This window comes from Shewanella colwelliana ATCC 39565 (genome assembly GCF_000518705.1).
Taxonomy (GTDB): Bacteria; Pseudomonadota; Gammaproteobacteria; order Enterobacterales; family Shewanellaceae; genus Shewanella; species Shewanella colwelliana.
The window spans coordinates 61,873-86,325 of record NZ_JAEC01000008.1; the positions used below are offsets into that span (position 1 = coordinate 61,873).

General features: G+C 47.1%; 24 protein-coding genes. 13 read left to right on the forward strand and 11 right to left on the reverse strand.

Features of this window, described 5'->3' with window-relative positions; genetic code table 11:
- Positions 1-3: 3 nt before the first annotated feature.
- The 3 genes from L876_RS0105945 to L876_RS0105955 all read right to left on the reverse strand — a co-directional run bounded on the left by L876_RS0105945 (position 4) and on the right by L876_RS0105955 (position 2,473).
- Entirely contained in the window at positions 4-1,506 is a 1,503-nt protein-coding gene (locus L876_RS0105945) for a winged helix-turn-helix domain-containing protein (protein WP_028762961.1), read from the reverse strand.
- Positions 1,507-1,578: 72 nt separating this feature from the next.
- The gene (locus L876_RS0105950) at positions 1,579-2,229 is read right to left on the reverse strand and encodes a DUF2959 domain-containing protein (RefSeq protein WP_028762962.1); all 651 of its coding nucleotides are present in this window, start codon (positions 2,227-2,229) and stop codon (positions 1,579-1,581) included.
- A 22-nt stretch (positions 2,230-2,251) separates the two neighbouring features.
- Positions 2,252-2,473 carry a hypothetical protein gene (locus tag L876_RS0105955; protein ID WP_028762963.1) on the reverse strand — a complete coding sequence of 74 codons (222 nt, stop codon included), beginning with the start codon at positions 2,471-2,473 and terminating at the stop codon, positions 2,252-2,254.
- A gap of 86 nt (positions 2,474-2,559) precedes the next feature.
- Here L876_RS0105955 and L876_RS21200 point away from each other — a divergent pair, with 86 nt between their 5' ends.
- The 5 genes from L876_RS21200 (at position 2,560) to L876_RS0105980 (ending at position 6,005) form a co-directional block, all read left to right on the forward strand.
- On the forward strand, positions 2,560-3,486 hold the full coding sequence (locus L876_RS21200) for a virulence factor BrkB family protein (RefSeq protein ID WP_037428094.1): 927 nt from the start codon (positions 2,560-2,562) through the stop codon (positions 3,484-3,486).
- The gene (locus tag L876_RS0105965; protein WP_028762964.1) at positions 3,483-4,427 is read left to right on the forward strand and encodes an alpha/beta fold hydrolase; all 945 of its coding nucleotides are present in this window, start codon (positions 3,483-3,485) and stop codon (positions 4,425-4,427) included. Before L876_RS21200 ends, L876_RS0105965 begins: the two co-directional genes overlap by 4 nt.
- A 105-nt stretch (positions 4,428-4,532) precedes the next feature.
- Entirely contained in the window at positions 4,533-5,087 is a 555-nt protein-coding gene (locus tag L876_RS0105970; protein WP_028762965.1) for a hypothetical protein, read from the forward strand.
- Positions 5,088-5,119: 32 nt separating this feature from the next.
- Positions 5,120-5,557: a D-aminoacyl-tRNA deacylase gene (gene dtd / locus L876_RS0105975; protein WP_028762966.1), complete on the forward strand. Its 438-nt coding sequence runs from the start codon at positions 5,120-5,122 to the stop codon at positions 5,555-5,557.
- Between the two features lies 1 nt (position 5,558).
- A complete protein-coding gene (locus L876_RS0105980) occupies positions 5,559-6,005 on the forward strand; it encodes a thioesterase domain-containing protein (RefSeq protein ID WP_028762967.1) in 447 nt (148 codons plus the stop codon).
- A 79-nt stretch (positions 6,006-6,084) separates the two neighbouring features.
- On the opposite strand, the gene L876_RS0105985 is transcribed toward L876_RS0105980, so the two are convergent.
- Positions 6,085-6,648: a NapC/NirT family cytochrome c gene (locus L876_RS0105985; RefSeq protein ID WP_028762968.1), complete on the reverse strand. Its 564-nt coding sequence runs from the start codon at positions 6,646-6,648 to the stop codon at positions 6,085-6,087.
- A gap of 383 nt (positions 6,649-7,031) precedes the next feature.
- Between L876_RS0105985 and L876_RS21205 the strand changes: the two genes are divergently transcribed.
- The 6 genes from L876_RS21205 to L876_RS0106015 all read left to right on the forward strand — a co-directional run bounded on the left by L876_RS21205 (position 7,032) and on the right by L876_RS0106015 (position 14,070).
- On the forward strand, positions 7,032-7,478 hold the full coding sequence (locus L876_RS21205; protein WP_037428097.1) for a hypothetical protein: 447 nt from the start codon (positions 7,032-7,034) through the stop codon (positions 7,476-7,478).
- A 111-nt stretch (positions 7,479-7,589) separates the two neighbouring features.
- On the forward strand, positions 7,590-8,018 hold the full coding sequence (locus L876_RS0105995) for a DUF2057 family protein (RefSeq protein WP_051412957.1): 429 nt from the start codon (positions 7,590-7,592) through the stop codon (positions 8,016-8,018).
- A gap of 121 nt (positions 8,019-8,139) precedes the next feature.
- A complete protein-coding gene (locus L876_RS0106000; RefSeq protein ID WP_028762970.1) occupies positions 8,140-8,550 on the forward strand; it encodes a hypothetical protein in 411 nt (136 codons plus the stop codon).
- Positions 8,551-8,827: 277 nt separating this feature from the next.
- Complete coding sequence (locus L876_RS0106005) at positions 8,828-9,259, forward strand: heavy metal-binding domain-containing protein (protein WP_028762971.1); 432 nt, start codon at positions 8,828-8,830, stop codon at positions 9,257-9,259.
- Between the two features lie 23 nt (positions 9,260-9,282).
- Positions 9,283-10,920 carry an efflux RND transporter periplasmic adaptor subunit gene (locus tag L876_RS21210; RefSeq protein WP_051412959.1) on the forward strand — a complete coding sequence of 546 codons (1,638 nt, stop codon included), beginning with the start codon at positions 9,283-9,285 and terminating at the stop codon, positions 10,918-10,920.
- A gap of 12 nt (positions 10,921-10,932) precedes the next feature.
- Positions 10,933-14,070, forward strand: coding sequence for an efflux RND transporter permease subunit (locus L876_RS0106015; protein WP_028762972.1), 3,138 nt, complete (start codon positions 10,933-10,935; stop codon positions 14,068-14,070).
- Positions 14,071-14,219: 149 nt separating this feature from the next.
- Here the strand turns inward: L876_RS0106015 and L876_RS22395 are convergent, their stop codons facing one another.
- The 4 genes from L876_RS22395 to L876_RS0106035 all read right to left on the reverse strand — a co-directional run bounded on the left by L876_RS22395 (position 14,220) and on the right by L876_RS0106035 (position 17,041).
- Positions 14,220-14,399, reverse strand: a complete 180-nt coding sequence (locus L876_RS22395) for a hypothetical protein (protein ID WP_081730639.1) — start codon at positions 14,397-14,399, stop codon at positions 14,220-14,222.
- Positions 14,400-14,542: 143 nt separating this feature from the next.
- Positions 14,543-15,319, reverse strand: a complete 777-nt coding sequence (locus L876_RS0106025) for a VOC family protein (RefSeq protein ID WP_028762973.1) — start codon at positions 15,317-15,319, stop codon at positions 14,543-14,545.
- 176 nt (positions 15,320-15,495) lie between these two features.
- Positions 15,496-16,719 (reverse strand): HlyD family secretion protein, encoded by a 1,224-nt coding sequence (locus L876_RS0106030; RefSeq protein ID WP_028762974.1) that lies wholly within the window; start codon positions 16,717-16,719, stop codon positions 15,496-15,498.
- The gene (locus L876_RS0106035; RefSeq protein ID WP_028762975.1) at positions 16,712-17,041 is read right to left on the reverse strand and encodes an MFS transporter; all 330 of its coding nucleotides are present in this window, start codon (positions 17,039-17,041) and stop codon (positions 16,712-16,714) included. Before L876_RS0106035 ends, L876_RS0106030 begins: the two co-directional genes overlap by 8 nt.
- 124 nt (positions 17,042-17,165) lie before the next feature.
- On the opposite strand from L876_RS0106035, the gene L876_RS0106040 reads away from it, so the two are divergent.
- Complete coding sequence (locus tag L876_RS0106040; RefSeq protein ID WP_028762976.1) at positions 17,166-18,176, forward strand: AraC family transcriptional regulator; 1,011 nt, start codon at positions 17,166-17,168, stop codon at positions 18,174-18,176.
- 30 nt (positions 18,177-18,206) lie between these two features.
- Here L876_RS0106040 and mtr read toward each other — a convergent pair whose 3' ends face one another.
- The 3 genes from mtr to L876_RS0106055 all read right to left on the reverse strand — a co-directional run bounded on the left by mtr (position 18,207) and on the right by L876_RS0106055 (position 23,474).
- Positions 18,207-19,466 (reverse strand): tryptophan permease, encoded by a 1,260-nt coding sequence (mtr, locus tag L876_RS0106045; protein ID WP_028762977.1) that lies wholly within the window; start codon positions 19,464-19,466, stop codon positions 18,207-18,209.
- Positions 19,466-21,889, reverse strand: a complete 2,424-nt coding sequence (plsB, locus tag L876_RS0106050; protein ID WP_028762978.1) for a glycerol-3-phosphate 1-O-acyltransferase PlsB — start codon at positions 21,887-21,889, stop codon at positions 19,466-19,468. Before plsB ends, mtr begins: the two co-directional genes overlap by 1 nt.
- 214 nt (positions 21,890-22,103) lie before the next feature.
- Positions 22,104-23,474, reverse strand: a complete 1,371-nt coding sequence (locus tag L876_RS0106055) for a DUF4397 domain-containing protein (protein ID WP_028762979.1) — start codon at positions 23,472-23,474, stop codon at positions 22,104-22,106.
- A 287-nt stretch (positions 23,475-23,761) separates the two neighbouring features.
- Between L876_RS0106055 and L876_RS0106060 the strand changes: the two genes are divergently transcribed.
- A complete protein-coding gene (locus L876_RS0106060; RefSeq protein ID WP_028762980.1) occupies positions 23,762-24,355 on the forward strand; it encodes an FMN-dependent NADH-azoreductase in 594 nt (197 codons plus the stop codon).
- The last annotated feature ends 98 nt before the right edge of the window (positions 24,356-24,453 follow it).

Consider the following 24,453-nt stretch of genomic DNA (forward strand, 5'->3'; position numbering starts at 1 on the left):
AGCCTATTTGGCTTGCGGCGCAGGGAAATAGGTTTGTGCGCGGTCACAGTAGTCCTGGAATATATCAATCCAAGTACCAAGATCATTGCTTAGGCGTTCATTTTTTATTAATGACTCCCAGGCACCTAAACATCTTTGTTGTATGTTGTCTGGGTCAAGCTGAGTGAAAATTTGTTTTGAGGGTAGTACTAACGACAGTGATACTTGAGACTTTAGGTAGTACAGGCGAAACAGATCGGGCTTACTCTCTTTGAGTGCGAGATCAGATAGCACGAGATAAACGAATGCATTGTCGATTTGATTGTTAAACCGTGCTTTAAACAATCGCTCTCTGGCGTTTTCATGCTGGCCCATTTTGAAGTTTAATAGCCCTAGCCAGATCTCCATCTCCTCTTCGGGATTGGGAAAGTCACGCTCCATACGTTCTAACCAATGCGTCATTTTTTGTGGCTCAAGTGCCGGGGTTTGCAATAGCTGACGTGCCAGATAGTTGACCTCTGATGAACTGAGCTGCTGGCTATCAAGTTGTGCAGCCATTGTTTTAGAGACAAAAGCCAGCGTATCATTCTGTTGGGGTTGTGGAATGGCTGGCAGGGCAAAAAACTTTGCCAAATCAGCAGTCATACGTGCAATTCCGCTGTCGAGCGCCTTGATGTCGAGTGAGTATTCTCCGCTAAAGATACGTTTTTCACTGCTATGAAAAACTAACTCAAGTTGTGCGATTAGCTCAAAGTCAGAACGACCTTTGCTGAGGCGTAGGTTGAGTTTGTAATCACTAAAGAGGGTGTTTCTGGAGCCTGGCCAATAGGGGCTATCATCTATTTGGCTAAGGAAATAGCTAGGCGCATCTTGATTGTTCACATTGATATAGGGGTAGGCTATCTGTTGTGCCAAGAGTGCTGTTTTGATGGCTTTAATATAGGGTTTAAGCGAGTTGTCGGTAACGTTCACTTTATGGAGCAGCAGTTCGACAACTGGCACGGTAACAGATGAACTGGCTGGTGCCGTGGTGATCTTAGATTCTTGTTGTGGCGTTAGGCCAATAAACAGACCAACGGTAACCAGTAATATAGCGATATAAACCAGGTGAACACTCCACTTCTTGGGAGATGGTGTTGGCGGGCTTGCCAATGGCTGCTCAATGGCCTCCACTAAACTGACTCTAGCAGCATTAAGGTAGTAGCCCTTTTTAGGGTAAGTTACCAGCAGTTTAGTCGCATCAGATTCGGGTGAGTGCTCTTTAAAAATAGCGCGTAGGGTACTGATTCTATTAGTGAGTACATTTTTAGATATAAAGTTACTCTGCCAAACCTTGGCGATGAGCTCGTCGGCGGCGATCGGAGTGCCAGTTTGTTGTAGCAAGACTTCCAGGAGTTCTTGGCTGCGGGGCTCTAGTTCAATCTCTTTACCCGCTTTGCTTAATTGGCGATGAACGGGGTCATAGATTAAGGTATCTATCGCAATCTTACATTGACGTGTTTTTGCTTGAGAAAGAATATCTGCCATAGATTAAGAGTCAGCTGTCACTTGCAATATCTTGGTGTGGAAAGTAGCGCCTCTGAAGAGGCGCCAATAGATTTACTTGCCGCCTTCAATCGATTCGATAAATTTGGTTGATTCGGCAATCGACTTGTTCATCTCTTTAATTAGGCTTGATATGTCAGTTTGTAGACTAGCAAATTCTCCTTTTATCGCACCAATGGCTTGGGCGTTAAGGTTGTGCTTAAGGTAGAGCATGTTATCTTTCATGGCGGTGAGAATTGGCGGCATCTTGCTTTCGGCACGGCGCATGGTTTTAACCAGTTGCTGGTATGAACGTTGGGTTTCACGTAATTTGGTTTCACTGTTGCGGCGCAGACTGGCTTTGCTTATTTCACCAATTTCAGTTTGCCACTCATCAAACAGCGCCTCGGCGACATCTTCAACCTTATCGATACGGCTGCTTACCTCATCAGCGGCTTCTTGAGATGATTCATACTCATCCTTTGCTTTATTGTAGGCTTTTTCAAGGTCGCCACCATCATGGTTAAGTAGCGCCTGCATCTCTTCGAGTGCCGAGCTAAACTGCTCTTGTGCTTCTTCTTGTGACTCTTTGGCGGCAGTCACGCGGTCGACCATGATGTCACGCTTATGGTAGCCCACTTTTTCCATGGCGCCGTAATAAGCGCTTTGGCAGCCGCTAAGCAACATTGCTGAGGTGATGACAACAGCTGATAATACGTTTTTCATCCTGAAATTATCCTTTAATAAGTTAGTCGGCCTTAAACTTTGCCGCGTCGATAATGCTCCAAAGGTGGGCAATGCCGCCAATGATAGCCGGTACAATGAGCCACCACATGGCATAACCAACAATGGTGATCACGCAAAATAGTATGGCGGCTAAGATGCGCCCTTGGACTAATTGTCCCAATCCTGGGAAGAAGAAACTTGCAATTGCAGCAATAACATTGCCTGCAGAACCTTGTTGTGACATCTATTTGTTCCTTACACTTGTAACTAGCATCTTTAAACTTGTAATCTAGCTTACGCAGTTAACACCACTTGAATCAAGAGAATACCGTGATAAATAGAATTGATGGGAGCCTATTTCGCTCGATTATGCTGGGTATCTGGGAGTTTATGATACATCTAAAGCAGCGTGTGGCGGAAGATCAGATTAATATGCGTGCTGGGCACTTAGCTTATGTGACTTTATTGTCTCTGGTGCCTATGATCGCTGTGACCATGTCTATGCTGTCCGCGTTTCCGGTTTTTAAGGGCATTCGGGGTCAGATTGAAGCTTTTATCTACGAAAATTTTATCCCCTCGGCTGGTGACAGCGTCCAAGTTTATATTAATGAGTTTGTCGCCAATGCTTCTAAAGGCACTGCTGTGGGTATTGGTGCCCTAGTGGTTGTGGCGATTTTGTTGATCTCCAATATCGATAAATCTTTAAATGGTATCTGGCGCACTACTGAGAAGCGCTCGTTTGTGGTCTCCTTTTCGATGTATTGGATGGTGTTAACGCTAGGGCCAGTGTTAATGGGCGCGAGCATTGTTGCCAGCTCTTACCTGGTGTCGCTAAAGGTGTTTAATGGAGCAGATTTAAGTGGTGTGGTCCCGTTACTGGTGGAACGCCTGCCGATGTTTTTCTCTGTCGCGACCTTTTTGCTTATCTATATGGTGGTGCCTAATACAAAGGTTAAGTTTTTCCATGCCCTTTTGGGGGCTATTGTTGCGGCATTATTATTTGAGTTGGGTAAAAAAGGATTTGCGCTGTATATCACCGAATTTCCCTCCTATGAAGCCATTTACGGAGCATTGGCAACGATTCCAATTCTGTTTGTTTGGGTATATCTGTCATGGATGATTGTCTTAATTGGTGCTGAGATAACCGCTGCCATGCCGGAATATTTGGATAAGCGTTTACTCGCCATTGATGATGGTGCTGAGCCTGATGTCAGTGAAGCAAAACAGCAAACCTCTGCCATGGACATGGATAAGTGAATAAGGGTGATGGCCACCCCTTCACCCGCCAAGATTGGTTAGATGTGGGTGCAGGGCATCAGCTTTTTTTAGCACAATATGGTGACCCTCAAGGTGTTCCTGTGCTCTACCTGCATGGCGGGCCAGGTGCAGGCTGCAGTGCCGAGGAGTTGAAACTCTTTATTGATGATGGTTTTCATATCTACATGCTGGACCAGCGTGCGGCAGGTCGCTCAAAGCCTTGCGGAGTATTAGAGCATAACAATCTACTTGAGCTGCTCAAAGATATCGAACGGGTGCGAAACTGGGCCAAGGTAGACGCATGGTGTCTGCTTGGTGGCTCATTTGGGGCAACTCTGGGTTACCTTTATAGCTGTATTTACCCTAAGCGGGTGTTGAGTCAGGTGTATTGGGGCATGTTTATTCCATCACCAGAGGGCGCTGATTGGCTTTATGGCCCAGGCGGCGCGGCGCAGATATTCTCAACCCAATACCGAGAATTCACCCGAGGGTTTAACGGCACTCTCGATGCCTTGTTTGAGCAGTTTCATCAAGATTTTCATGCTCCTTGCAGTGATGTGCGTGATCATTCTATCCGCAGATGGTTAGCCTGGGAGCTTGAGTTGGCAGCGCCTGGCTGCACCATCCATGATCGTTATGCAGAGCAAAGTAGTGTGCTGGCGAGGTTAGAGCTGCACTATGCCAAGAATGACTATTTCGGTGCCTACGCCTTGATGAAAAAGGTGGGGGCTGCGTTAACCGCGCCAACCGTTATTTTGCAAGGGGAGCTCGACTGGGTCTGCCCACAACCGATAGTGGACAAGTTTTTAGCTTGCGATGGCCCAGAGTTGTTAAGCTCTCGTTTAGTAAAGAGCGGTTACCATACCTTGTCTGATGAGCGCATGTGTAGCGCCGTGGCGGCGGCAGTGTCGCAAATGGGACGTTATGTAAAAAGCCTTTAAGGCAATGCTTTGGGTGAGGTGTTGTCGTGCTGAGACAATACCAATCAGAATAAATGTAATGATCAATCTGCGCATGATGCGCCTATATGAAGAAAGAGAGATGGGATGAAAAAACTGATAATTGCTAGTGTAGTGTTGTCATTGTGCGGCTGCGCGATGACTGATACCAAAGAAACTGCGCCTGACGTTAATCAAGTGCCAGAAAAGGTGTACTTAAGTGGCATGAGTAATGAATTGGCGACGGATGCGCTACTGGTCTCTTTGATTAATAAGAACTATATGGCGAAAAAGGTCGCATCAAACCGCATCGGAGTACAATTGGGCGGCCATCAATTTGTATTGCAGCCTAGCTTAAATCCGCAAGGTGTCGATAGAATTTTAGCTAGCCGCTATTACGCGGTACACCCTAAGCTAGCAAACAGCCAAGATTTAATGGTGTTAATTGGCAGCTTAAATCACAAGTTAAACTTTGCGAAGTTCACCCTGCGCGACAACGGTAAGGTGATTCAGGTCCAAGGCGCCGCGACCTTTGTGGGTACCCTTGAGCTCGAAGAGCTACGTCGTTTCTTGATATGGACTGACGATGCCCTCAAGCAAGTGGCAAAGTCATTGCCTAATAGTGCCGAAGAGCTGATTAAACCTATGCCAGTAATGCCTTGATATTGGGTGTTAAGTCTGGGAGATAAGAAATCGTGATTGCGTTAATACAGCGTGTGAAACAGGCCAAGGTCGATGTAGCGGGCCAAACCATTGGCGCCATCGACCAAGGTTTATTGGTGTTGCTCGGTGTCGAGCGCGACGATGATCTGGCTAAGATGGAGAAGCTGGCCACTAAGGTGATGAGTTATCGAGTTTTTGGTGATGACAATGGCAAGATGAATCTTAATTTACAACAGGTTGGTGGCAGTTTATTGGTGGTGTCGCAGTTTACCTTAGCGGCCGATACCGGGCGCGGCCTGAGGCCTAGTTTCTCAGGCGCTGGCACGCCGGATCAAGCGAATACTCTTTATGAAGCGTTCGTGGCGTTTTGCCGGAATAAAGGCGTCAATACCCAAACCGGTGAGTTTGCGGCAGATATGCAGGTCAGTTTGGTTAATGATGGCCCTGTGACCTTTAACTTGCAGGTGTAGTATGGCTAATGATGCATTGCTTACCCAGTTGCAGGCCACTTGGCATCGCACTATACCCGTAAGCCAGTTTATGCAGATAACACCAGAGGCATACCGCGACGGCACCTTTAGTGTGTCTGCGCCCTTGGCCCCGAATCTCAATCTTCACGACACCATGTTTGCTGGCAGCATCTACACCTTGATGACTTTAACGGGGTGGGGGGCGGTGTGGCTTAATCAACGCTTATCTGAGGTCGAAGGCGACATAGTATTGGCGAAAGCGGATATACGCTATCTTGCTCCTGTTGATGCTAACCCTGTGGCGAAAGTAAGCTGGCCAGAGGTTGATTTAACAGTATTGGCAGAGGGGCAAAAAGCGAAGGTGAACTTGTCGGTGGAACTTTATAGTGGCGATAGGTGCTGTGCCAAGTTTGAAGGCACTTACGTCAGTTTGCCACAGATTAGGTAACCGTTTAAGCAGATAAAAAAGCCTCATAATGAGGCTTTTTTTGGGTTCATATTTTCAGGCTAGTGCTGAAAATTGATGCTTATCCTTTTGGATAAACGTGTGCAACGCCTTTATGACAGTCAACACAGGTCTTACGCTTGTCAGCATCTTTCTTAAAGTTGTTGGCGTGCATTCTCTTCGCCATCTTCTTCATAGTTTCAGGCTGATCTTCGTAGATTCGTGTGTGACAGTGCTGGCAGTTTGCGCTGTCGTTTGAGCGGAAATACTTAAGTGCTAAATCAGCTTGCTCTTTACGGTTTTCATCCAACCACTCTTGGGTGTTGAAACCATCGATAGTAAGGAAACCATATAGATCTTTAGATACGATGATCTTTTTGATCAGGTAGTCAACTGGGCCATGTGGTAAGTGACAGTCTTGACACTGAACGGTAACACCCGCTCGTCCGCCACCGTGTGCAGAAGCCAGTACTTCATCTTTTAGTGAATGGTTGCTGTGGCAAGACATACAGAATTCATCTGTGCTTGTAGCATGTAAGGTTTGCTGTGTAGCAAAGTAGCCCACAACACCGACAACAATACCAACAACTAGTAGGGCTAGTATTGAGTATTTTGCGCTTGGTTTAAATAGTGCACGCCAGTTCATCACTCTATCTCCAAAATAATATAGTTATTATATCTATTATATTTACTTCATCTCTGTAACGGTGAGTATAACCAGATTGGGCTGATTGATCTGGCTTTAAAGCTACAAAATGAGAGCTAGCTCTAACTCTATATTACATAAGCAAGAATATCTGAATTTGCTCAATATATATGCGCAAACTCTAAAGTTAATCCATCCACAACAATATGACAAGTTTGTCGTATCTTTTACTGCTTGGTAATGATTTTGTTGGTGAATTGTCCTGCTTTAGTATGACAACGATGTGACCTTCAAAGAATTATTTTGCAGTGCGTTGAACCTTTTTGCTTAATTCCAGGTCTACTGCAATAACCGATAAAAACTATTTTGGGCAACCGCAGTAAATGATGGTTAACTTGGCAAAAGCATTCTTGATTATCGCGCTGATGGGGCAGTTTATTCTGACTCCAGCGATGGCGATGCCGAGTGCTTTACTGACGCTGTTACATGGTCAACATGAAATGACGGCGATGTCGATGGGTGATAATAGCCGCTCTGAGGCGCTGGCCTCTTCCATGGTCGATGAGTCAGTGATGGCCAAATCCCATGGTGATGAACCTTGCATGCATTTAACCGCGGATTCAAAATTGTTATCGATGATCGATTGCCAAGCAGTGTGTGACGCACTTGGAAGTGGCAATTGTATGGCCCATTGCGCCTCAACATTAGGATCGTTAATCGAACCTAATCTTTTGGTCATTAGCATTGACTTAGGTGGCGCTATCGATAGTGCCTCTTGGTCACTGCAAACCGCAGAACTCGTTCAAACTTCTCCCCCTCCAATAAGCTAAACCCTAACATTCATATATTTACCTTACAGAATATAGGCTGTTGCCGTGCTGCATATAGCGCATGAACATGGCCTCAATGTTAGACATCCCTATATGTTTTTGGAGTGTATTATGAAATCTATATCTACTATTGCTACAGCATTGGTTGCATTTTTACTGTTTGCAAGCGCGTCCGTTGCAGCTGCGAGTATTACCTTTCCCGATGTGCTTGAAGTGCACAATGATGTGCCATCTCAAGGCGCTAATACGTTTGAGTTTAACAAGGGAAGGCAGCTAATTGAGTTGACCTATCGTGATATTTTTGCTGATAACGCCGATGATTCTGGCGCCTGGATAAAGTCGGATCCGCTTTACTTGACCTTAGAGTTGGCGGCCGACGCTCATTATCGCATCACGCTACCGAACATTGATAGTGAACAGGAAGCGCGGGCATTTATTCAGCGCCCAAAGGTGACGCTTATTGGCAGTGATGGGCAGGTTGAGCCGCTGGCACTGCTGAATCATCAGGAGTTGATGGCGATGATATGGATATCCAAATAGCCGTTTTAATTGGCAATTTTACTTAATTCAGTAAACTGACTTGTTTAGATTATGTGAATTCAGTCAAGGTTGTTTTCAATTATCGTGATAGACTTAATCCATCTCATTATCAGGAAGCGTCATGCGTAAAATGCTGCGTCACCATACATTCGTCATCATTACTTTGCTCAGCATGCTGGGTCAGGTATTGCTGTCTAATGGCTTTTCTATGGTGTCTTATGCACAAGCGGATGAGATGCCGATGGTAATGCAGATGGAAAATGGTGCCAACTGTCATTCGTCTCCAACACAGATGAAGTCTCACTGCTGCGATGCCGAGCAAAATGTGCTTCCCGCGGCTCAGCATTGCTGTGAAGGCAATGGATATTGCAAGGGAGATTGTAATCATTGTTTGGTGATCTCCGTGACAGGAACACTATTTACCGTGAAGTCTTGGCCTAGCTTTAACGGATCAGAGTCTATCTTGGCCACTCAAATGCCTCATTTTCACTCCATCTCGTTAGGTTCCGATCTCCGACCTCCAATCGCTTAATAGTGCTCTATTTGTGCTGCCTGCATGGTCAGGTTTGCGATCGCGTTATCTAACACAAAAATTATTTAGTCATCCGTAACAGTTCGGTGAGTGCTATCCGTAGGTGCTACTTTGTGTCCACACAAGAGCAAAGATAATCTATGGCAAAAAGCGTTAACACCAAACTGATTTATAACGATAATTGCTTTATATTAGCCGTTCATTGTTTATCCTTGGTTGCTGTCTTAATTAGGGCTCAAGGGAGGCAATACGGTTACCATTATGATGGAGTCAATGAATGAAAACCCTTATCAGCTTAGTGCTAACCGCTTTTCTTTTTGTAATGTCAGCGCCGATGGCGTTTGCACACCAGCATGCTCATGGTGAGCAAGCTGTACAAAACTATGATTGCCCTATGCATCCTGAAGTGACTGGCAAAAAAGGGGATACCTGCCCTAAATGTGGCATGAACCTCGAGGTCGCTAAAGGTTCCGCTGACACTAAAAACTGCCCGCATGGTAAGCACGCAGCAGATGCCAATGTGCATCATGAAAAAAGCAAGTGTGATAACTGTCCAAAGCATCAAAAACACCACAAAGTAACGGCCAAATATGATTGCCCTATGCACCCTGAAGTGACGGGGAGTAAAGGCGATACTTGCCCTAAATGTGGCATGAATTTGGAACCAGTAAAAACTGCTAGCAGCCCTGCTCAGCACCAACATCACTAGTTACTGAGTGGAAGTGAGGCATTATGAGTCATTTAAATTTATCCAATAAGCGCCAAAAGGCGGCTTATCTTTTAAGCCTATTTTTAGTTACTGCACCATTGAGCTCGACGAGTTTAGCGGCAACGGAGCTATCAAACCATCAGAGTCATGAACACGGCGCTGAGCAGAAAAATTATGCGTGCCCAATGCACCCAGAAGAGACCAGTCATCAAGCGGGTAGTCGTTGTCCCAAGTGCAATATGTTCTTAGTGGAACAAGAGGCCGATGGTGTCGATAGCCAAGCGGTTGCTGAGCAGAAAACTTATGTGTGCCCAATGCACCCAGAAGAGATAAGTCATCAAGCGGGTAGCCGTTGTCCTAAGTGCAATATGTTCTTAGTTGAAGAGGAAGAGGAGGAGCGCCTCTCTGATCCCCACGCAGCCCATCAGCAAACTGAAGGGCTGCCCGTATCAAGTCAGGCCGACGAGATACTCAACCAACCTAAGCCGACATTAATGCCAGCGGCTCAAAGCAGTGGCGATGGCAATGTGAAATATGTCTGCCCAATGCATCCACATGTGGTGTCTGACGTGCCCGGCACTTGCCCTATTTGCGGGATGAACCTTGAAAAAGTCACCTTGGGTGAAGTGGGCGAAGAGGTGGTTGTTGGCGTATCGGGAGGCATGCAGCAAGCATTAGGCATGCGCAGTGAAACCGTTGGCGAAGGGACCCTATGGAAGTTAGTTAAAACTATTGGCACCGTTGAGTACAACCAGAACGCGATAGGTCATGCGCATACCCGTGTTAATGGCTGGATAGAATCTTTAATGGTGCACAATATTGGTCAGCAAGTTAAAAAGGGGCAGTTGTTATACGAGCTCTATTCACCTGAGCTTATCAATGCCCAAGATGACTATATGCAGGCAAAAGACTACCTAAAGCAAGACAAGGTGAGGGGAGAGTCGCTATTACGTAAAGCGCGTCTTCGCCTTGAGCTATTAGGGGTGACATCAGCAACCATTAAACAGCTAGAGCGCACTGGCGAAACCATTTATCGGGTGCCTTTTTATGCGGAGCAAGATGGCTTTGTCAGTCAATTATCGGTACGTCATGGCATGTATGTGCAGCCCGGCGACACCCTGTTTGAGATTGTCGACCTCAGTAGTGTATGGGTTATTGCCGATGTGTTTGAAAATGAGCAAAGTTGGCTTGAAACCGGACGCCCAGTTGAGGTGACATCAGCGGCGCAAGGCTTATTTGATTTAGCGTCCAGTATTGACTACATCTACCCAGAACTGGACCCCGTTTCACGTGCTATGCGGGTGCGCATTAAGCTTGAAAACGCCGACAAGCTGCTTAAGCCTGGCACTTTAGTGGACGTTAAACTGTTTGGTGGCCCTAAACGTGGTGTGCTGACCGTGCCTACCGAAGCATTGATCCTCACTGGTCGCGAAAATCGAGTGGTGGTGCAGCGTGACGATAATCGCTTTACCTCAGTGACGGTAAAAGTTGGCATGATTGCTCAGGGGAAAGCTGAGATTATTGAAGGCTTACAGGCTGGCGATAAAGTCATCGTATCAGGCCAGTTCTTACTGGACTCTGAAGCGAGCATTCAAGGTAGCTTGCAGCGATTGAGTGGCAGCAATAGTGACGCTACAGCTGACCCTCATGCCAACCATTAATCGGAGACCGTTATGTTAGAGAAAATAATTAGCGCTTCGATTAGGCAGCGGGTGATGGTGTTAGTGCTCACTGCGGTGATTGCTTTAGTCGGTTACCAAGCAATGCGGACCACCCCATTAGACGCACTACCGGATCTATCCGATGTCCAAGTGATCGTAAAAACCTCCTATCCTGGTCAAGCGCCACAGTTGGTAGAAGATCAGATCACTTATCCTTTGTCGACAGCGATGTTGGCAGTGCCAGGGGCGAAAACCGTGCGTGGTTTTTCGATGTTTGGTGACTCCTACGTCTATATCATCTTTGAAGATGGCACAGACATCTATTGGGCGCGCTCGCGGGTGTTGGAATACCTGTCGCAAACTCAAGGCCAACTACCCGATAGTGTTACGCCCACACTAGGGCCAGATGCCTCTGGCGTCGGCTGGGTATTTCAATATGCGTTAGTTGACCGTAAAGGCCAGCATGATTTAGCACAACTACGTTCATTGCAAGATTGGTTCTTGAAACTGGAGTTGCAGAGTGTGGCTGGCGTGTCAGAAATTGCCACCATTGGTGGTATGGAACAGTCTTACCAGATCATTGTCGATCCCCATAAGCTGGCGCTGTATCAAATTGATTTGATGACAGTGAAAAATGCGTTAGACAACTCAAACAGCTCAACGGGTGGCTCTGTCATAGAGATGGCGGAAGCCGAGTATATGATCACCTCCTCAGGCTATCGACAAACTTTAGCCGATTTTGCCGAGATCCCACTGGGTATCGTCTCGGAGTCGGGCACGCCAGTCCTGATGAAAGACGTGGCACAGCTGCGCACAGGGCCTGCGGCTCGTCGTGGTATTGCCGAGCTCGATGGTGAGGGCGAAGTGGTTGGCGGTATCGTAGTGATGCGTTACGGCGAGAATGCTCTGACGACCATCAATAATGTGAAAGAGAAGCTCAAAGAGATTGAAAATGGTCTGCCCGATGGCGTAGAGATTATTATTACCTATGATCGCTCTGAGCTGATTTTAAATTCGGTGGATAACCTCAAGCATAAAGTGATTGAAGAGATGCTGGTTGTGGGGCTTATCTGCTTAATCTTTTTACTGCATGCTCGCTCAACCTTAGTGGCAATTATCTCCTTGCCTATTTCTATTTTGATCAGCTTTATTGTGATGAACCTCATTGGAGTGAATGCCAATATCATGAGCTTGGGCGGCATTGCGATTGCCATCGGTGCTGTGGTGGATGCGGCAATCGTCATGGTCGAAAATGTGCATAAGCATCTGGAACACTACCGCACCACACACAATGGTGAGGTGCCACAGGGTGAGGCGCATTGGGAGTTGGTGCGTAAAGCGTCAGTCGAAGTGGGTCCAGCGCTATTTTTCAGTTTGCTGATCATCACTCTCAGCTTTGTGCCTGTGTTCGCTTTAGAGGCGCAAGAGGGGTGCTTATTCCATCCTCTGGCATTTACCAAAACTTTTGCCATGGCGGGCAGTGCCATTTTAGCCATCACCTTGATACCGGTATTGATGGGCTATTTTGTGCGCGGTAAAATTCCCGATGAAAAGAAAAACCCTATTAGTCGGGTGCTGATCGCTATCTATGAACCTGCGTTACGCTTAGTGCTGCGCTTTCCTAAGGTGAGTATCTTAGTAGCACTGATTGCATTAGGCAGTGCGGTCTATCCTTTTAGTCAGATGGGGTCAGAATTCATGCCTGAGCTAGAAGAGGGCGATCTGCTGTATATGCCGACAACCTTACCCGCGGTGAGCTCAGGTAAAGCGGCGGAGATTTTACAGCAAACTGACCGATTGATTAAAACTGTGCCTGAGGTAAAACGTGTCTTTGGTAAGGTCGGGCGCGCCATGACCGCCACCGATCCTGCTCCGTTGACCATGCTAGAAACCACTATCATGCTCAACCCGCGTGATACCTGGCGTGCAGGGATGACGTTGGAAGGTATCATCGCTGAGCTACAAAAAACCGTGAGGGTACCAGGCATGACCAACGCTTGGGTACAACCGATTAAGACGCGTATTGATATGTTATCGACAGGGGTGCGCACACCTGTGGGCATAAAAATATCAGGCTCAGACATTGATGAGTTGCAACGTATCGGCACTGAAATAGAGGCTGTGGTGAGTGGCTTACCTGGCACTATGTCGGCTTTTGCGCAGCGCACCAGTGGCGGACGCTATATTGATATTGAACCGGATCTTAAAAATGCCGCCCGTTATGGCATGACCTTAAAGGATATCCAAGATGTGGTGCGTATGGCCATTGGTGGTATGCAAGTGGGGCAGTCTATTCAGGGACAAGAGCGCTACCCCATCAATATCCGTTACCCGCGTGAACTGCGTGACAATATAGAAAAAATCAAAGACTTACCAGTACTCACCAAAACGGGCAAGTACATCCCGCTAGGCAATTTGGCCAGTATTACGATTAGCGATGGTGCGCCCATGCTCGCCAGTGAAAATGGTCGCCTAATCAGTTGGGTGTTTGTCGACCTGAAAGATATTTCCATTGGCGAGTATATTGCGATGGCAAGAACTGCGCTGGATGAGCAGATCCAGCTACCACCGCGTTATAGCTACAGCTTTGCTGGTCAATATGAGTATATGCAGCGAGTCGAGGCGAAAATGGAGCTGGTAATTCCATTAATGCTGGCCGTGATCTTTATGCTATTGATGATGACGTTTAGCTCATTTGTGCAAGCTTCGGTGATCATGTTGAGTTTGCCATTCTCTTTGGTAGGCAGTGCGTGGCTGCTCTATTTCTTAGATTTCAACTTTTCGGTCGCAGTTTCAGTTGGGATGATCGCGCTTGCAGGGGTGGCGGCCGAATTTGGCGTAGTGATGCAGGTTTACCTTAATAACAGCATTCGAGATCGTAAGGAAGCTGGGCGTTACCACAGTCGTAGCGATTTATGTGAGGCGTTAATTCACGGTGCTGTAATGCGTATTCGTCCCAAAGCGATGACAGTGGCAACCATCTTTTTTGGTTTGCTGCCGATCATGTGGGGCAGCGGGACGGGAAATGAGGTGATGCAGAAGATTGCAGCACCTATGGTTGGCGGCATGGTGACAGCGCCCCTGTTGTCGCTGTTTGTTTTACCAGCGCTGTACCTCATTATTTATGGGCGTAAGCTTGCTAAAAGTTAGTCTGTAGGTTGATAGAGAGGAATATAAAAAAAGCACTGTAAATACAGTGCTTTTTTCTGTCACTCGCAAATCAATCCCATGTGGATGTGGCCAATTAAGCGTTTACGGTGGGTAAACGGAGAGTGCTCACACCGTTAACAGAGGGAATATTACTTTTTGCAACGACTGATGTTTGAGCCTGTGGCTCTGACTTTGGTGCACTCTTTAGTTGTTTTCTTCGCAGCGCTGTTGCTCGCTACAGAATCAGCGTCGGTGTCACTTGTCGAGGCGCAACCGCTTAAGCCGAGGACGGCAACGGGTATCAGTACCACTATCCATTTTTTTAGCATTGTATACATCCCTGATTAAATTGTTGTTCATTTTCTGGTTGCTGTCAGACAACACAGACCCAATAAACTAACTAAAAAAATGTAGTGATACAACGTTATAAACTAAAGGCTTAGTGTAAATTAATGCTTTCTACTGACAAAGACTACTCGTTTAGCTTAATCACAGAGAAAAAACCGCCTTGTGGATCATTGAGTACCGAAAATCGTCCAACGCCCTCAATATCTGTGGGAGGCACACAGACTTTACCGCCAATCTCTGCGGCTTTAGCGGCTGTGGCATCACAGCTATCGACCATGATGTATGGCATCCAGTGAGGTGGCATCTCCCCCCACTCTTCATTCATCACCATCATACCGCCGATAGCCGTGCCATCGACTAGCCACTGGGTATAGTTAAAGTCTGCCATCGGTGTCTCTTTGGCCTGCCATTTTAACACTTGGGCATAAAATGCTTTAGCCATCTGCGGCTGTCGACATGCCAGTTCTACCCAGCAAAGGGTATTGGCCTCATTGTTGCGCATTGACCCCATATGTTGCCCGGCTTGCCACAGTGAAAATACGCTACCTTCAGGATCTTGGCATTGAGCCATTTGGCCAGCATCTCCCACAGAATGGGGACCTATCAATACTTTTCCGCCGTTAGTTTTCACTGCTTCTATGCTGCTGGCTAAGTCATCCACCGCAAAATAGATGGTCCAATGGGTGAGGATATTATCGTCGATGAGTGTTTGAGGAAGCTGGTACATGGCGCCGATATCGTCATCATCGATGGCAAACATGGTATAGATCCCCTCTGGGATCGGCATATCTTTGAGTTGCCAATTAAACAGTGAACTGTAGAAATATTTGCCAGAGAGTGCTTCTTCGCTTGCGAGCTCTATCCAGCATGGAGCGCCATGCTGATAACTTGAGATCTTCATCGTGAATTCCTTAAACGTCGCGCAGAAAAATAGTCGCGTTATTGATTTAGTTAAGCCTGTTTTCTGGTGACTGTCTATGTCAAAACCAAGAGTTTTACTTGGCAAGTGAGGAAGAGGCTATGGTGCAGCGGTTAATACTGATTGGCATCATTGCCCACTGCACCACGCCGGGAAGCTTAAAGTGAATAGAAGTAATAGATTTGCGATTTCATGCGGATCACTATGCCTCTGATCACGTCGAGAAAGGCGAGGAAGCTGATAGGTTTCTCGCCGGAGATCCAGGCGAGCCCCACCGCGCCAACGGGAATGTCATAGCCTTGGGTTTCGGTTAGCCTTAATCGAACAAAATGGTGTTTGTTGTTAAGGTTTTGGCCTGTGGTTTGGCGCACATTGTCATCGCGTGCAAACAGGTTCCCCTGTGCTTCACCTGTGGCTTCAATGATCCCTTCGACTTCGGCGGTAAAGATTTTTCCTGGGTAGACAGCTGAGGCAAACTCCGCTTGTTGGCCCACTTTAACGTTACGAATCGCCTGATGATTAACTCGCATCAGCACATACTTTTCATCGGTATACATCTGAATTCGTGGTACGACACCAATAAATTGCCCTTCTCGCATGATAAAGTTAGTCGGGTAACCGTCTGCAGGGGCATAGATTTTAGTTTGCTCTAGGTCCCATTGCGCTTTGGCCACATTTTCTATCTCTGACGCTAGACCTGAGCGGCGACTTTGTACCGCGAGCTGTGCCTTTTTGATGTCTAACTTGGCCTTGTTTTCGGTCAGTTTGGCCTTTTCTATTTGAGTGACAAAAGTGTCGTGCTGCGCCTGAGCCAAATCAATCGATGTTTGCTGCTCATCCAGTTGGCTTTTGGTGATGGTATCGGGAACGACTCGATTTTGTTCCACGTAACGCGCAAGGGTGGTTTGCTTCCAAGCCAGATCTTTTTTAGCCGCCGCCAGCTGATTTTGGCTAATAGTGATATCGGCAAGGGTAGCTTGCCGCTGTTTACGCGCAACGTTTACATCTTCTTTCGCCATGGCAAGTAGAACATCCGCGCTCTGTTGAGCCACTTTGGCTTTATTTAACGCGATGCGATAAGGCTGGTCATCCAGTTCATAGATAAGCTGTCCGGCCTCGACTCGTTGATTTGGCTTGACGTAGATACGGTTAACTTGCCCCTTGATTTGACTCGATGCAGGCCTGAGTTGAATATGAGGAGACTGCACCAACGAGCCACCTGAGAGGTCCATAGGGGTGTAGTTAAGTAGTCCAGCCCAGACAAAAAGTAGCCAGCTACCGCCACCTAGATAAGCAAAGCTTTTACTGTATTGATTCCAAGGCATACCCACTAAGCGCAGCAGGTAGATAAAGAGTGCCCAAACCGCTAAACCTTCAAGCATGCTTGTTGTCCTCAGTGGGGTGTGGTGGCTCTTTCTCGCGCCAAATATCGCGAACTCTTCGCAGTGCCTTCTCGCTATCGACAAAGGCAACGCAAACCGCTAACACCCATACCCAATGCCAGATAAAGCCTATCCAAGTCAGTATGGTTATCAAACCTAGTTGCTGGTGTTGCTCGCGGTGAGCCTTGTTGATCGGCAGCTCATGAATTTTCCAAAAACCATAGGCTAATGCAGCGATAGTGCCCACCATGACAAAGGTCGCTATGACATGCAGTGTGGTATCTACACTGGTGTCGACGAAGGGCATACTGAGTAGACTCATAAACATCCTCTGGGATAAAAATAGTCAGCCATTTTGATAGCTTCTCCAACTAACACAATAACTAAAGGCTAACTACATCAAATTATGGTATTTTTGGAGTTAATTAGACTGTTTTGGCGGGGCGATGGATACATCATTTATTAGAGTGTGTTACGTGCGGGCGTTGCTTTATGGGGTACAGCAACAATATGGTATTACGCCACAGCAACTTGATATTCCTCACGCATTGTTAGCCGAGCCAATGGCATTAATCCCGTTTACAGATGTTGCGCGTTGGCTTGAGACGATTGCCCATGAATCCGCAGATGACACCTTTATGTTGTCGATTGCAGAGCATCTTCATCTGTCCGATCTTGCATTGCCTAATAACTGGTTCTTGAGTGCGCCAGATTTAGCCGTGGCGGTTAGGCGAATCAATCATGGATTAGCGAGTTTTCAGTCTGGGGCCAGCTATTACGTGATTCAATCGGGTAAGTTACTAAAATGGTGTTATAGCAACCCCTATGTAATGGGAGAGGCTCGTTCTCACGACGCACTGCGGGTAGCGATCACGTTAGTGCACGTGTTACGTCACTTTTTAGGGGCACAATATTCACCTCTTAAAGTCTTGCTGTGCGGCGCCTCATTAGGCCACCAGAAACAGTTAGACTATTTCGGTTGTCAGGTGAGTTGGAGTGGGTCACAGGTTGAGATTTGGCTCGATATTGAATCATTGCTACAGGTTAACCAGTGGGAAGGGACGCATCAAAGTCAGACGACAGTCTCGCTTGCACAGTTTGGCTGCTATTTAGATATGCCCCAACCCCATGATTTCCCAAAAGTCCTGTATGAGATGATTAACTATTCTCGCTACTACGGTTTACCTAAGGTCGACGCAATCGCGGCACTTTATGGGTTGTCCAGGCAGCAGTTACAACGTCGCTTAGTGCAATTTGGGTTTAACTTTAATAGCTTGTGTGGCTATATCCTCAGTAACCAAGCGATTAAATACATGATGGAGGGCAAAGGCGTTGAGGAGATTAGTGACCTACTCGGTTACGCCAATACACAGAGTTTTAGTCGTGCCTTTAAACGTTTAAGACGGATAACGCCAGCGCAGTATATCGTACATCTCAATAAAAACGGCGCTCAATGAGCGCCGTTTTCTTATCGATAAACCTAACTGTTATGAACCATATACTGGCAGCAAATCTGCCATGACCAATAAGTGACAGGCGGCTGTTAACACGCCGTAGGCCACAACGATGACGATCACCGCTGTGCCACCAGGTACCCTGAATGTGTCGGCTTGCGCAAACATCTGCCTAGACTTATACGCCATTAAGGCTGGTACGATGGCGGCCCAGATAGTTGCCGCGAGTGCGGCGAAACCAATCGCAATTAAAAAGCCATTAGGGAAAAGTAACCCCAGCAGAGTGGGTGGCAGAAAGGTGACTGCCGCGGTTTTGAGGCGACCGCTACGTGACTCATCAAACCCAAATAGATCAGCCAGATAATCAAACAGACCTAATGTGACACCTAGGAAGGAGGAAGCCACAGCAAGGTTAGCAAACAGGGTGAGCATAGTGGTAAGCCAATCACTGGCCATGACATCAGACAGTGCCGCAACCAGCACGCCCATGTTGCCTCCTTTATGGATGATATCAACAAACTCACTGCGGGCGATATTTCCCATAGTCGCCACTAACCAACATACATAGATCACAAATGCGATAAGGGTACCTAAGGTGATGGCTTTGACGATAGTGTTGGCATCTTTACCATAATACTTAACCAAGCTTGGCACATTTCCATGATAGCCAAAACTGACCAAACCAAACGGAATAGCGGCTAGCATATAAGGTAGATAGGTCGCTTCACCATCGGGGACAAAAAGCTTGCTTGGCTCAATCTCGATCAGCAGGTTACCAATAGCGAGGAAGAAAGTGATGATCATGCCACCCAGCATAATGGTAGTGATCCGATCGACCGCTTTGGTACTGATAAACACGATAATGGCTAGACCGACAGCGAACACCAGTCCCGCGACACTTTGTGGCAGTTCGATGCCAAGCCCCGTAAGGCTATGATTGACAATCGAGCCGCCGCCGCTGATATAGGCGTACGCGAGAATGTATAATACAAAGGCGATAGAGAGGCCGTTAACGATACGCCAAAAGTTACCGAGCGTATCTCTAGTCAGGGTGTCGAAGCTGGCGCCGGGTTCAAAATGTAAGTTGGTTTCTAGTAATAGTAGGCCAGAGACCAGCATACAAAACCAAACGCCCACCATCATTAGCATTGAGTAGCTAAACCACATCCCTGCACCGACGACAGGCAGTGAAAACATCCCAGCGCCCACAGCGGTACCAGCGATGATCATCGCCCCACCCAATAATGACTTCCCTGATGCTCTGTTTTTGGCAGCATTCATATGATTAGCCATTATTTAGCGTGCTCCGCTGCTACGCTATCGACGATAGTTTGCTTGACCGATGAACGCAGTAAACTGTTGGCACGTGAGCGAATACGTTGTACCGCTTGTTGATTGCCAGTTTGTGAGAGGTAACCTAACTCTTTTAGTTTAACACTGAGGGTGCCATACAGTTTCTTGTCGTAGAACTCAGGGGCGGTAATGCCGTGCAATGCGCCTAAACGTTGGGCTAACTGATGGCTGTCGCTTTCCAGTTCTGCACGTTCAATGTTAGGTGACGACGCCAATAGATTAAAGATAATCGCATAGCGTTGCATGGTTTCGCTGACGGTACCCGCTAACAAGAGGAGCTGGTTAAGATGTTCATCGTTTACACAAAGGTGTTCAGATTCGGTAACCATCCCCTGTTTAATTAGGATATCGATATTGCTTGACACATATTGTGTTAAATCGTCGATGCCCATAAAGAGTTCCGCTTGAAGCAGCGGGTAGAAATCTTCTACCGTCTCTAAAATCTGTGCACGGCTGCACTGCTTGTTGCGTGTGAGGCAGCTAGCAATTAACGATGGCACGACCAATAGGTGGATAATGTTGTTGCGATAATAGGTCATCGCAATGGCGATGCTTTCATCTATCGAGATGATATCGCCGAGGGGATCGCTATCAAGCTGGAGTTTTTTCAACTCCAGTCCTTGGGTGACAAGTTTGGCACCGTCACCTTCGACAACCGATGCAAACTCAGTATAGGGCTGCTCCTTCAAGATAGTCAGATAGAGATCGAGCTGCCTTTCTAGCTGTGAACGCTCTAAGGCATTCTGCTCAGATGCGAGCAGGACTAAGCTGGTTAGGGTGACCGAACTCACCGCTGCGGCATCGTTAATACGAGTCATAACTCGGTTGGCTAAGGTATTGACCACAGGGGTTAACCAAGTCGGTTTTTGTTCTGGATCTTTCGCTAACTCTTCACGCCACGTGGGGACTTGCTCGTTAAGGAAACTGTGCAAGGTAATTGGCTCACCAAAATTGACATAACCTTGGCCAAAATTACTTAGTTTGCGGATAGCACCGAACACCTGCCATACCGATTCTTTCTTCTTTTTCTTACCACTGAGTTCTTTGTGGTAAGTGGCGACTTCCATCACGTGATCATAGCCAAGATAAACAGGTACCAGTGTCACAGGGCGCTCTACGCCACGTAATACGCTGTTAAGCGTCATGGCGATCATGCCTGTTTTGGGAGCGAGTAGGCGGCCTGTGCGAGAGCGTCCACCCTCGGTGAAGTATTCCACCGAATATCCTTTGGCAAACAGTTGATCAAGGTATTCACGGAATACCGCAGTGTAGAGTTTATTGCCACGGAAACTGCGGCGAATAAAGAAGGCCCCGCCGCGGCGGAACATAGGTCCTGCGGGCCAGAAGTTAAGGTTGATACCAGCGGCAATGTGCGGTGGCACCATGCCTTGGTAATAAAGAATATAGGAGAGTAGCAGGTAATCCATGTGACTACGGTGGCAGGGCACATACACGATCTCATGGCCATCGTGGTGCAGCTGACGCACCTGTTCAGCCCCTTTAATGTTGATCCCTTTGTAGAGCTTATTCCACAACCAAGTGAGGAAGCGCTCAGCAATACGAACTAGGCTGTCTGAATAGTCGGCTGCGATCTCATCAAGATACTCCATCGCTTTTTCGCGGGCCTGCTCTTCAGAGATCTTCTTACTTTGCGCCTCTTCTTGAATCGCTTTTTTCATCGACTCAGACTTGAGCAATGCATGGAATAAGTTCTGCCTATTGGGCAGCACCGGTCCTGTCATTACTTTACGTTGCCGGCGGAAGTGTACACGTGCTACACGGGCTAATTTCTGTGCGATCCGTTTGTCGGTGCCGTGTTCATCAGCCATATAGCGTAATGACATTGCATTGGAAAATTGCACAAAGTTATGCCGACCGAGGAAGAGGATCATTAAGCATTTACGCAGCCAAGTCGGGTTTTCACGCTCTAATACCGCGGCTTTCATGGTGTCATCTTCTTTACCAGGAGTGCGTCCCCAATAAAGGCTTACTGGTACTAATTGGATGTCTAACTCGGGATGCTGCTTGTGGGCGCTGAGTAACCGAGTGAAGCTTTCAAGATAATGTTGATTACCTTCACGTTGACCAAATAGGGGTTTGGCCCCTTCAACACAGACAACGCGCGGTGCCGTTTCACCTTCAACCTTGAGCGGTTCATAAGGGCTAGGTAGACCGAGTTTTTCTGTCATTTCGCTGAGGGCAGCAATGTCGCTGATCGACTCAGTCTTCATCACGTAGACAAGCGGCTTGTCTGAATCGAGGTTAAGGTCGTCAAAAGGATCATGGGGTACAACAATAGTGTGTACTAATTTCTTTTGGATCCAGCGTAATGATTTGAACCACAGCGAGTCTTGTTTGGACATTATTCTTTATGCATAGAAGTCATTTAATAACTGCATAGAATACCAGAAAACCATCACCGATCCCTAATTTGTGTATCACGCTTTGGTAAAGTACTGGTAAATCTAAGGTGTTAAGTTAATTAAAATAAAACAGCGCCATAAAAGGCGCTGTTATTCATCTTTGATTCTCACAAAGCTTTAAATTTGTGGAAACCAAGCACTATCAAGCGGAGGGCTACATATCTGCAATAAAGTCATCCATTAGAATAACGCTTAGCGGCGCGCCGCCCCCTTGAGCATCAACCGCTGCGACGCCATATAATCCACCCGCTGCCAAGCTCACACTAAGTGGGCCAATTGCCACCGTTTTTGTACCTGTTGGGGTTACACTTATTACATAGTCACCTGGCGCAACAGATAAGCTGCCCGATGCGGCCATAAACGGTACGTTGGTTAAAGCGGGAGTCGCTTCTGATATGTCATCGGACTCAGTAAGATAGATGTCTACGTTGCCTGCCGAATAAGAGGCATGAGCCACATTCAATTTGGCTTCAGTTGCCACAGAACGACGGTTTTCCATTAGTACCCATGGCTGAATGTCATCACCGCCGAGTGAACCTACAGCCATTACGGTATAACTATCGCCTGCATTTAAGGTGACTTCCGCTTCATCGATCACCACTACACTGTTATCGACGTCGGCCGCTACAGTGACGGTGTGAGTGCCCTCTGGGACATTAAGGTAGCCAGTGGCGTTACCGAATGCCAGCATGTCTACAGCAGGAGTACTTGCACCATCGAGAAACACATCAACCTCGGGGGCGTCTGCAACGGCGTGCACCACTCGCACATCACTGCCTGCCATTTTGTCTAGCAGCACCAGCTGGGCATTATCCAATGCCACCAACAGTGCTACCGGTGAGTCACCTGACCATGCGTTGGGAATGGCGGTGATTAAATAGCCAGTGGTGGCCTGCAGCGCTACAGCGCCAGAATCAAATACTGGGGTTTTACTACCCGATCCTGTGATTCTGATTTGGTAATCGCCAGCAAGTACTTCGAGTTGATCGCTGGCATCTAAAAAGTTGGCCGACAGGGTAGGTGCAGTGGTCGTGATGTCTGCGTCGGGGGCGGTCACGTAGATATCAACCAGACCGACATCTGAAGTGCCGTGCAGTACCTGAACGCGAGCGTAATCATCGGCGATATCGCTGGTGGCATTTGCAATCAGTTTAAGTTGCAAGGTTTCGTCAGCGACTTTACCTACAGCGACGGCGGTGTATTCCATCTCTGTCATCGCATCTAAGTCTGCGTTTAGGACTTCAGTGACGGTACCGTCTGCAAGTTTGGCATCAACTGTAACGGCATACATGCCTTCAGGCACAGTGAGCAAACCGCTTGAAACGGCATAGTCAACATCGGTAAGAATTTCAGCACCATTAGCATTGACATTGACTGCTGGCGCATCGACGCCTGCATGGATAACGCGGATGTTGGTTTCGGCAACGGGTAGGTTTGTTGCGGGCATCTCATTATCATCGTCGCTGCTACAAGCGGTAAGACCTATCATAGTGCTGAGCAGTAACGCGGGGTATATCCGTTTCATTAGCTTTTCCTCAGTTACAATTGATTACCCTGTGCTTTACGCTGCAAAAATTCAGCAGGATCACTTTTTGACGATTAATCGTTCACCTAATGATTTGGGGGCTTATTGCTCATTCGATGCTGTGAGAGAAAAGCCTAGGTTATATCCTTGTCAGATTTAAACCTGCAGATGAGGTGTTAATGGTTCTAAAAATTAGATTGTTTTGGAGAGTTTTATGCGCTTATCTTGCAATTAATTGAGGTATAGACTGAGCCTCAATTATCGAAAACGGCATTGGGGAAACAAACATGGCAAAGGTTTTAATATTAAAATCGAGCATATTAGGGGACTACTCGCAGTCAGCTAAATTGGTTGAACACTTGCAGTCTCACTGGCAAATACAAGGGGCGAGCATCACGGTGCGCGATCTGGTGGCGGATACGCTACCTATCCTTGATGGTGAAATTGCCACGGGATTGCGCGGTGGTGACGAGCTGACATTGCGCCAGCAGCAGGCATTAGATTTGTCTGACCGCTTGATTGAAGAGTTAAAGTCGCACGATACCTTAGTGATAGCGGCGCCTATGTATAACTTTAGTATCCCGACACAGTTAAAAAACTGGATTGATTTGATTGCGCGAGCGGGTGTGACGTTTACCTACACAGAAACAGGACCAAAGGGCTTGCTTGAAGGGAAGCGCGCAGTATTGCTGACAACTCGTGGTGGGGTACATAAAGATGGTGTGAGCGATCATGTGGTGCCTTACCTGAAAACGGTTTTAGGTTTTATTGGCATTACAGATGTTGAAACCGTTTATGGCGAAGCCCTGAATATGGGGCCTGATGCAACTGAACAGGGTATTAATTTAGCTAAACAGAATATCGAGCTGTTGAGCGCCTAACCTTTTGGCTGCAAACATTTTCACTATCATCAACCCTAGACCCAAATGCTCATGTCAGTTTATGTAGCGATAGGTTACAGCGCCATTTTGAATTGAGT

Excerpts from the sequence above, each read along its gene's own strand:
- L876_RS0105945 (WP_028762961.1), bottom strand. The coding sequence starts at position 1,506 with ATGGCAGATATTCTTTCTCAAGCAAAAACACGTCAATGTAAGATTGCG.
- L876_RS0105950 (WP_028762962.1), bottom strand. The coding sequence starts at position 2,229 with ATGAAAAACGTATTATCAGCTGTTGTCATCACCTCAGCAATGTTGCTT.
- L876_RS0105955 (WP_028762963.1), bottom strand. The coding sequence starts at position 2,473 with ATGTCACAACAAGGTTCTGCAGGCAATGTTATTGCTGCAATTGCAAGT.
- L876_RS0105970 (WP_028762965.1), top strand. The coding sequence starts at position 4,533 with ATGAAAAAACTGATAATTGCTAGTGTAGTGTTGTCATTGTGCGGCTGC.
- L876_RS0105980 (WP_028762967.1), top strand. The coding sequence starts at position 5,559 with ATGGCTAATGATGCATTGCTTACCCAGTTGCAGGCCACTTGGCATCGC.
- L876_RS0105985 (WP_028762968.1), bottom strand. The coding sequence starts at position 6,648 with ATGAACTGGCGTGCACTATTTAAACCAAGCGCAAAATACTCAATACTA.
- L876_RS21205 (WP_037428097.1), top strand. The coding sequence starts at position 7,032 with ATGATGGTTAACTTGGCAAAAGCATTCTTGATTATCGCGCTGATGGGG.
- L876_RS0105995 (WP_051412957.1), top strand. The coding sequence starts at position 7,590 with ATGAAATCTATATCTACTATTGCTACAGCATTGGTTGCATTTTTACTG.
- L876_RS0106000 (WP_028762970.1), top strand. The coding sequence starts at position 8,140 with ATGCGTAAAATGCTGCGTCACCATACATTCGTCATCATTACTTTGCTC.
- L876_RS0106005 (WP_028762971.1), top strand. The coding sequence starts at position 8,828 with ATGAAAACCCTTATCAGCTTAGTGCTAACCGCTTTTCTTTTTGTAATG.
- L876_RS21210 (WP_051412959.1), top strand. The coding sequence starts at position 9,283 with ATGAGTCATTTAAATTTATCCAATAAGCGCCAAAAGGCGGCTTATCTT.
- L876_RS0106015 (WP_028762972.1), top strand. The coding sequence starts at position 10,933 with ATGTTAGAGAAAATAATTAGCGCTTCGATTAGGCAGCGGGTGATGGTG.
- L876_RS22395 (WP_081730639.1), bottom strand. The coding sequence starts at position 14,399 with ATGCTAAAAAAATGGATAGTGGTACTGATACCCGTTGCCGTCCTCGGC.
- L876_RS0106025 (WP_028762973.1), bottom strand. The coding sequence starts at position 15,319 with ATGAAGATCTCAAGTTATCAGCATGGCGCTCCATGCTGGATAGAGCTC.
- L876_RS0106030 (WP_028762974.1), bottom strand. The coding sequence starts at position 16,719 with ATGCTTGAAGGTTTAGCGGTTTGGGCACTCTTTATCTACCTGCTGCGC.
- L876_RS0106035 (WP_028762975.1), bottom strand. The coding sequence starts at position 17,041 with ATGAGTCTACTCAGTATGCCCTTCGTCGACACCAGTGTAGATACCACA.
- L876_RS0106040 (WP_028762976.1), top strand. The coding sequence starts at position 17,166 with ATGGATACATCATTTATTAGAGTGTGTTACGTGCGGGCGTTGCTTTAT.
- mtr (WP_028762977.1), bottom strand. The coding sequence starts at position 19,466 with ATGGCTAATCATATGAATGCTGCCAAAAACAGAGCATCAGGGAAGTCA.
- plsB (WP_028762978.1), bottom strand. The coding sequence starts at position 21,889 with ATGTCCAAACAAGACTCGCTGTGGTTCAAATCATTACGCTGGATCCAA.
- L876_RS0106055 (WP_028762979.1), bottom strand. The coding sequence starts at position 23,474 with ATGAAACGGATATACCCCGCGTTACTGCTCAGCACTATGATAGGTCTT.
- L876_RS0106060 (WP_028762980.1), top strand. The coding sequence starts at position 23,762 with ATGGCAAAGGTTTTAATATTAAAATCGAGCATATTAGGGGACTACTCG.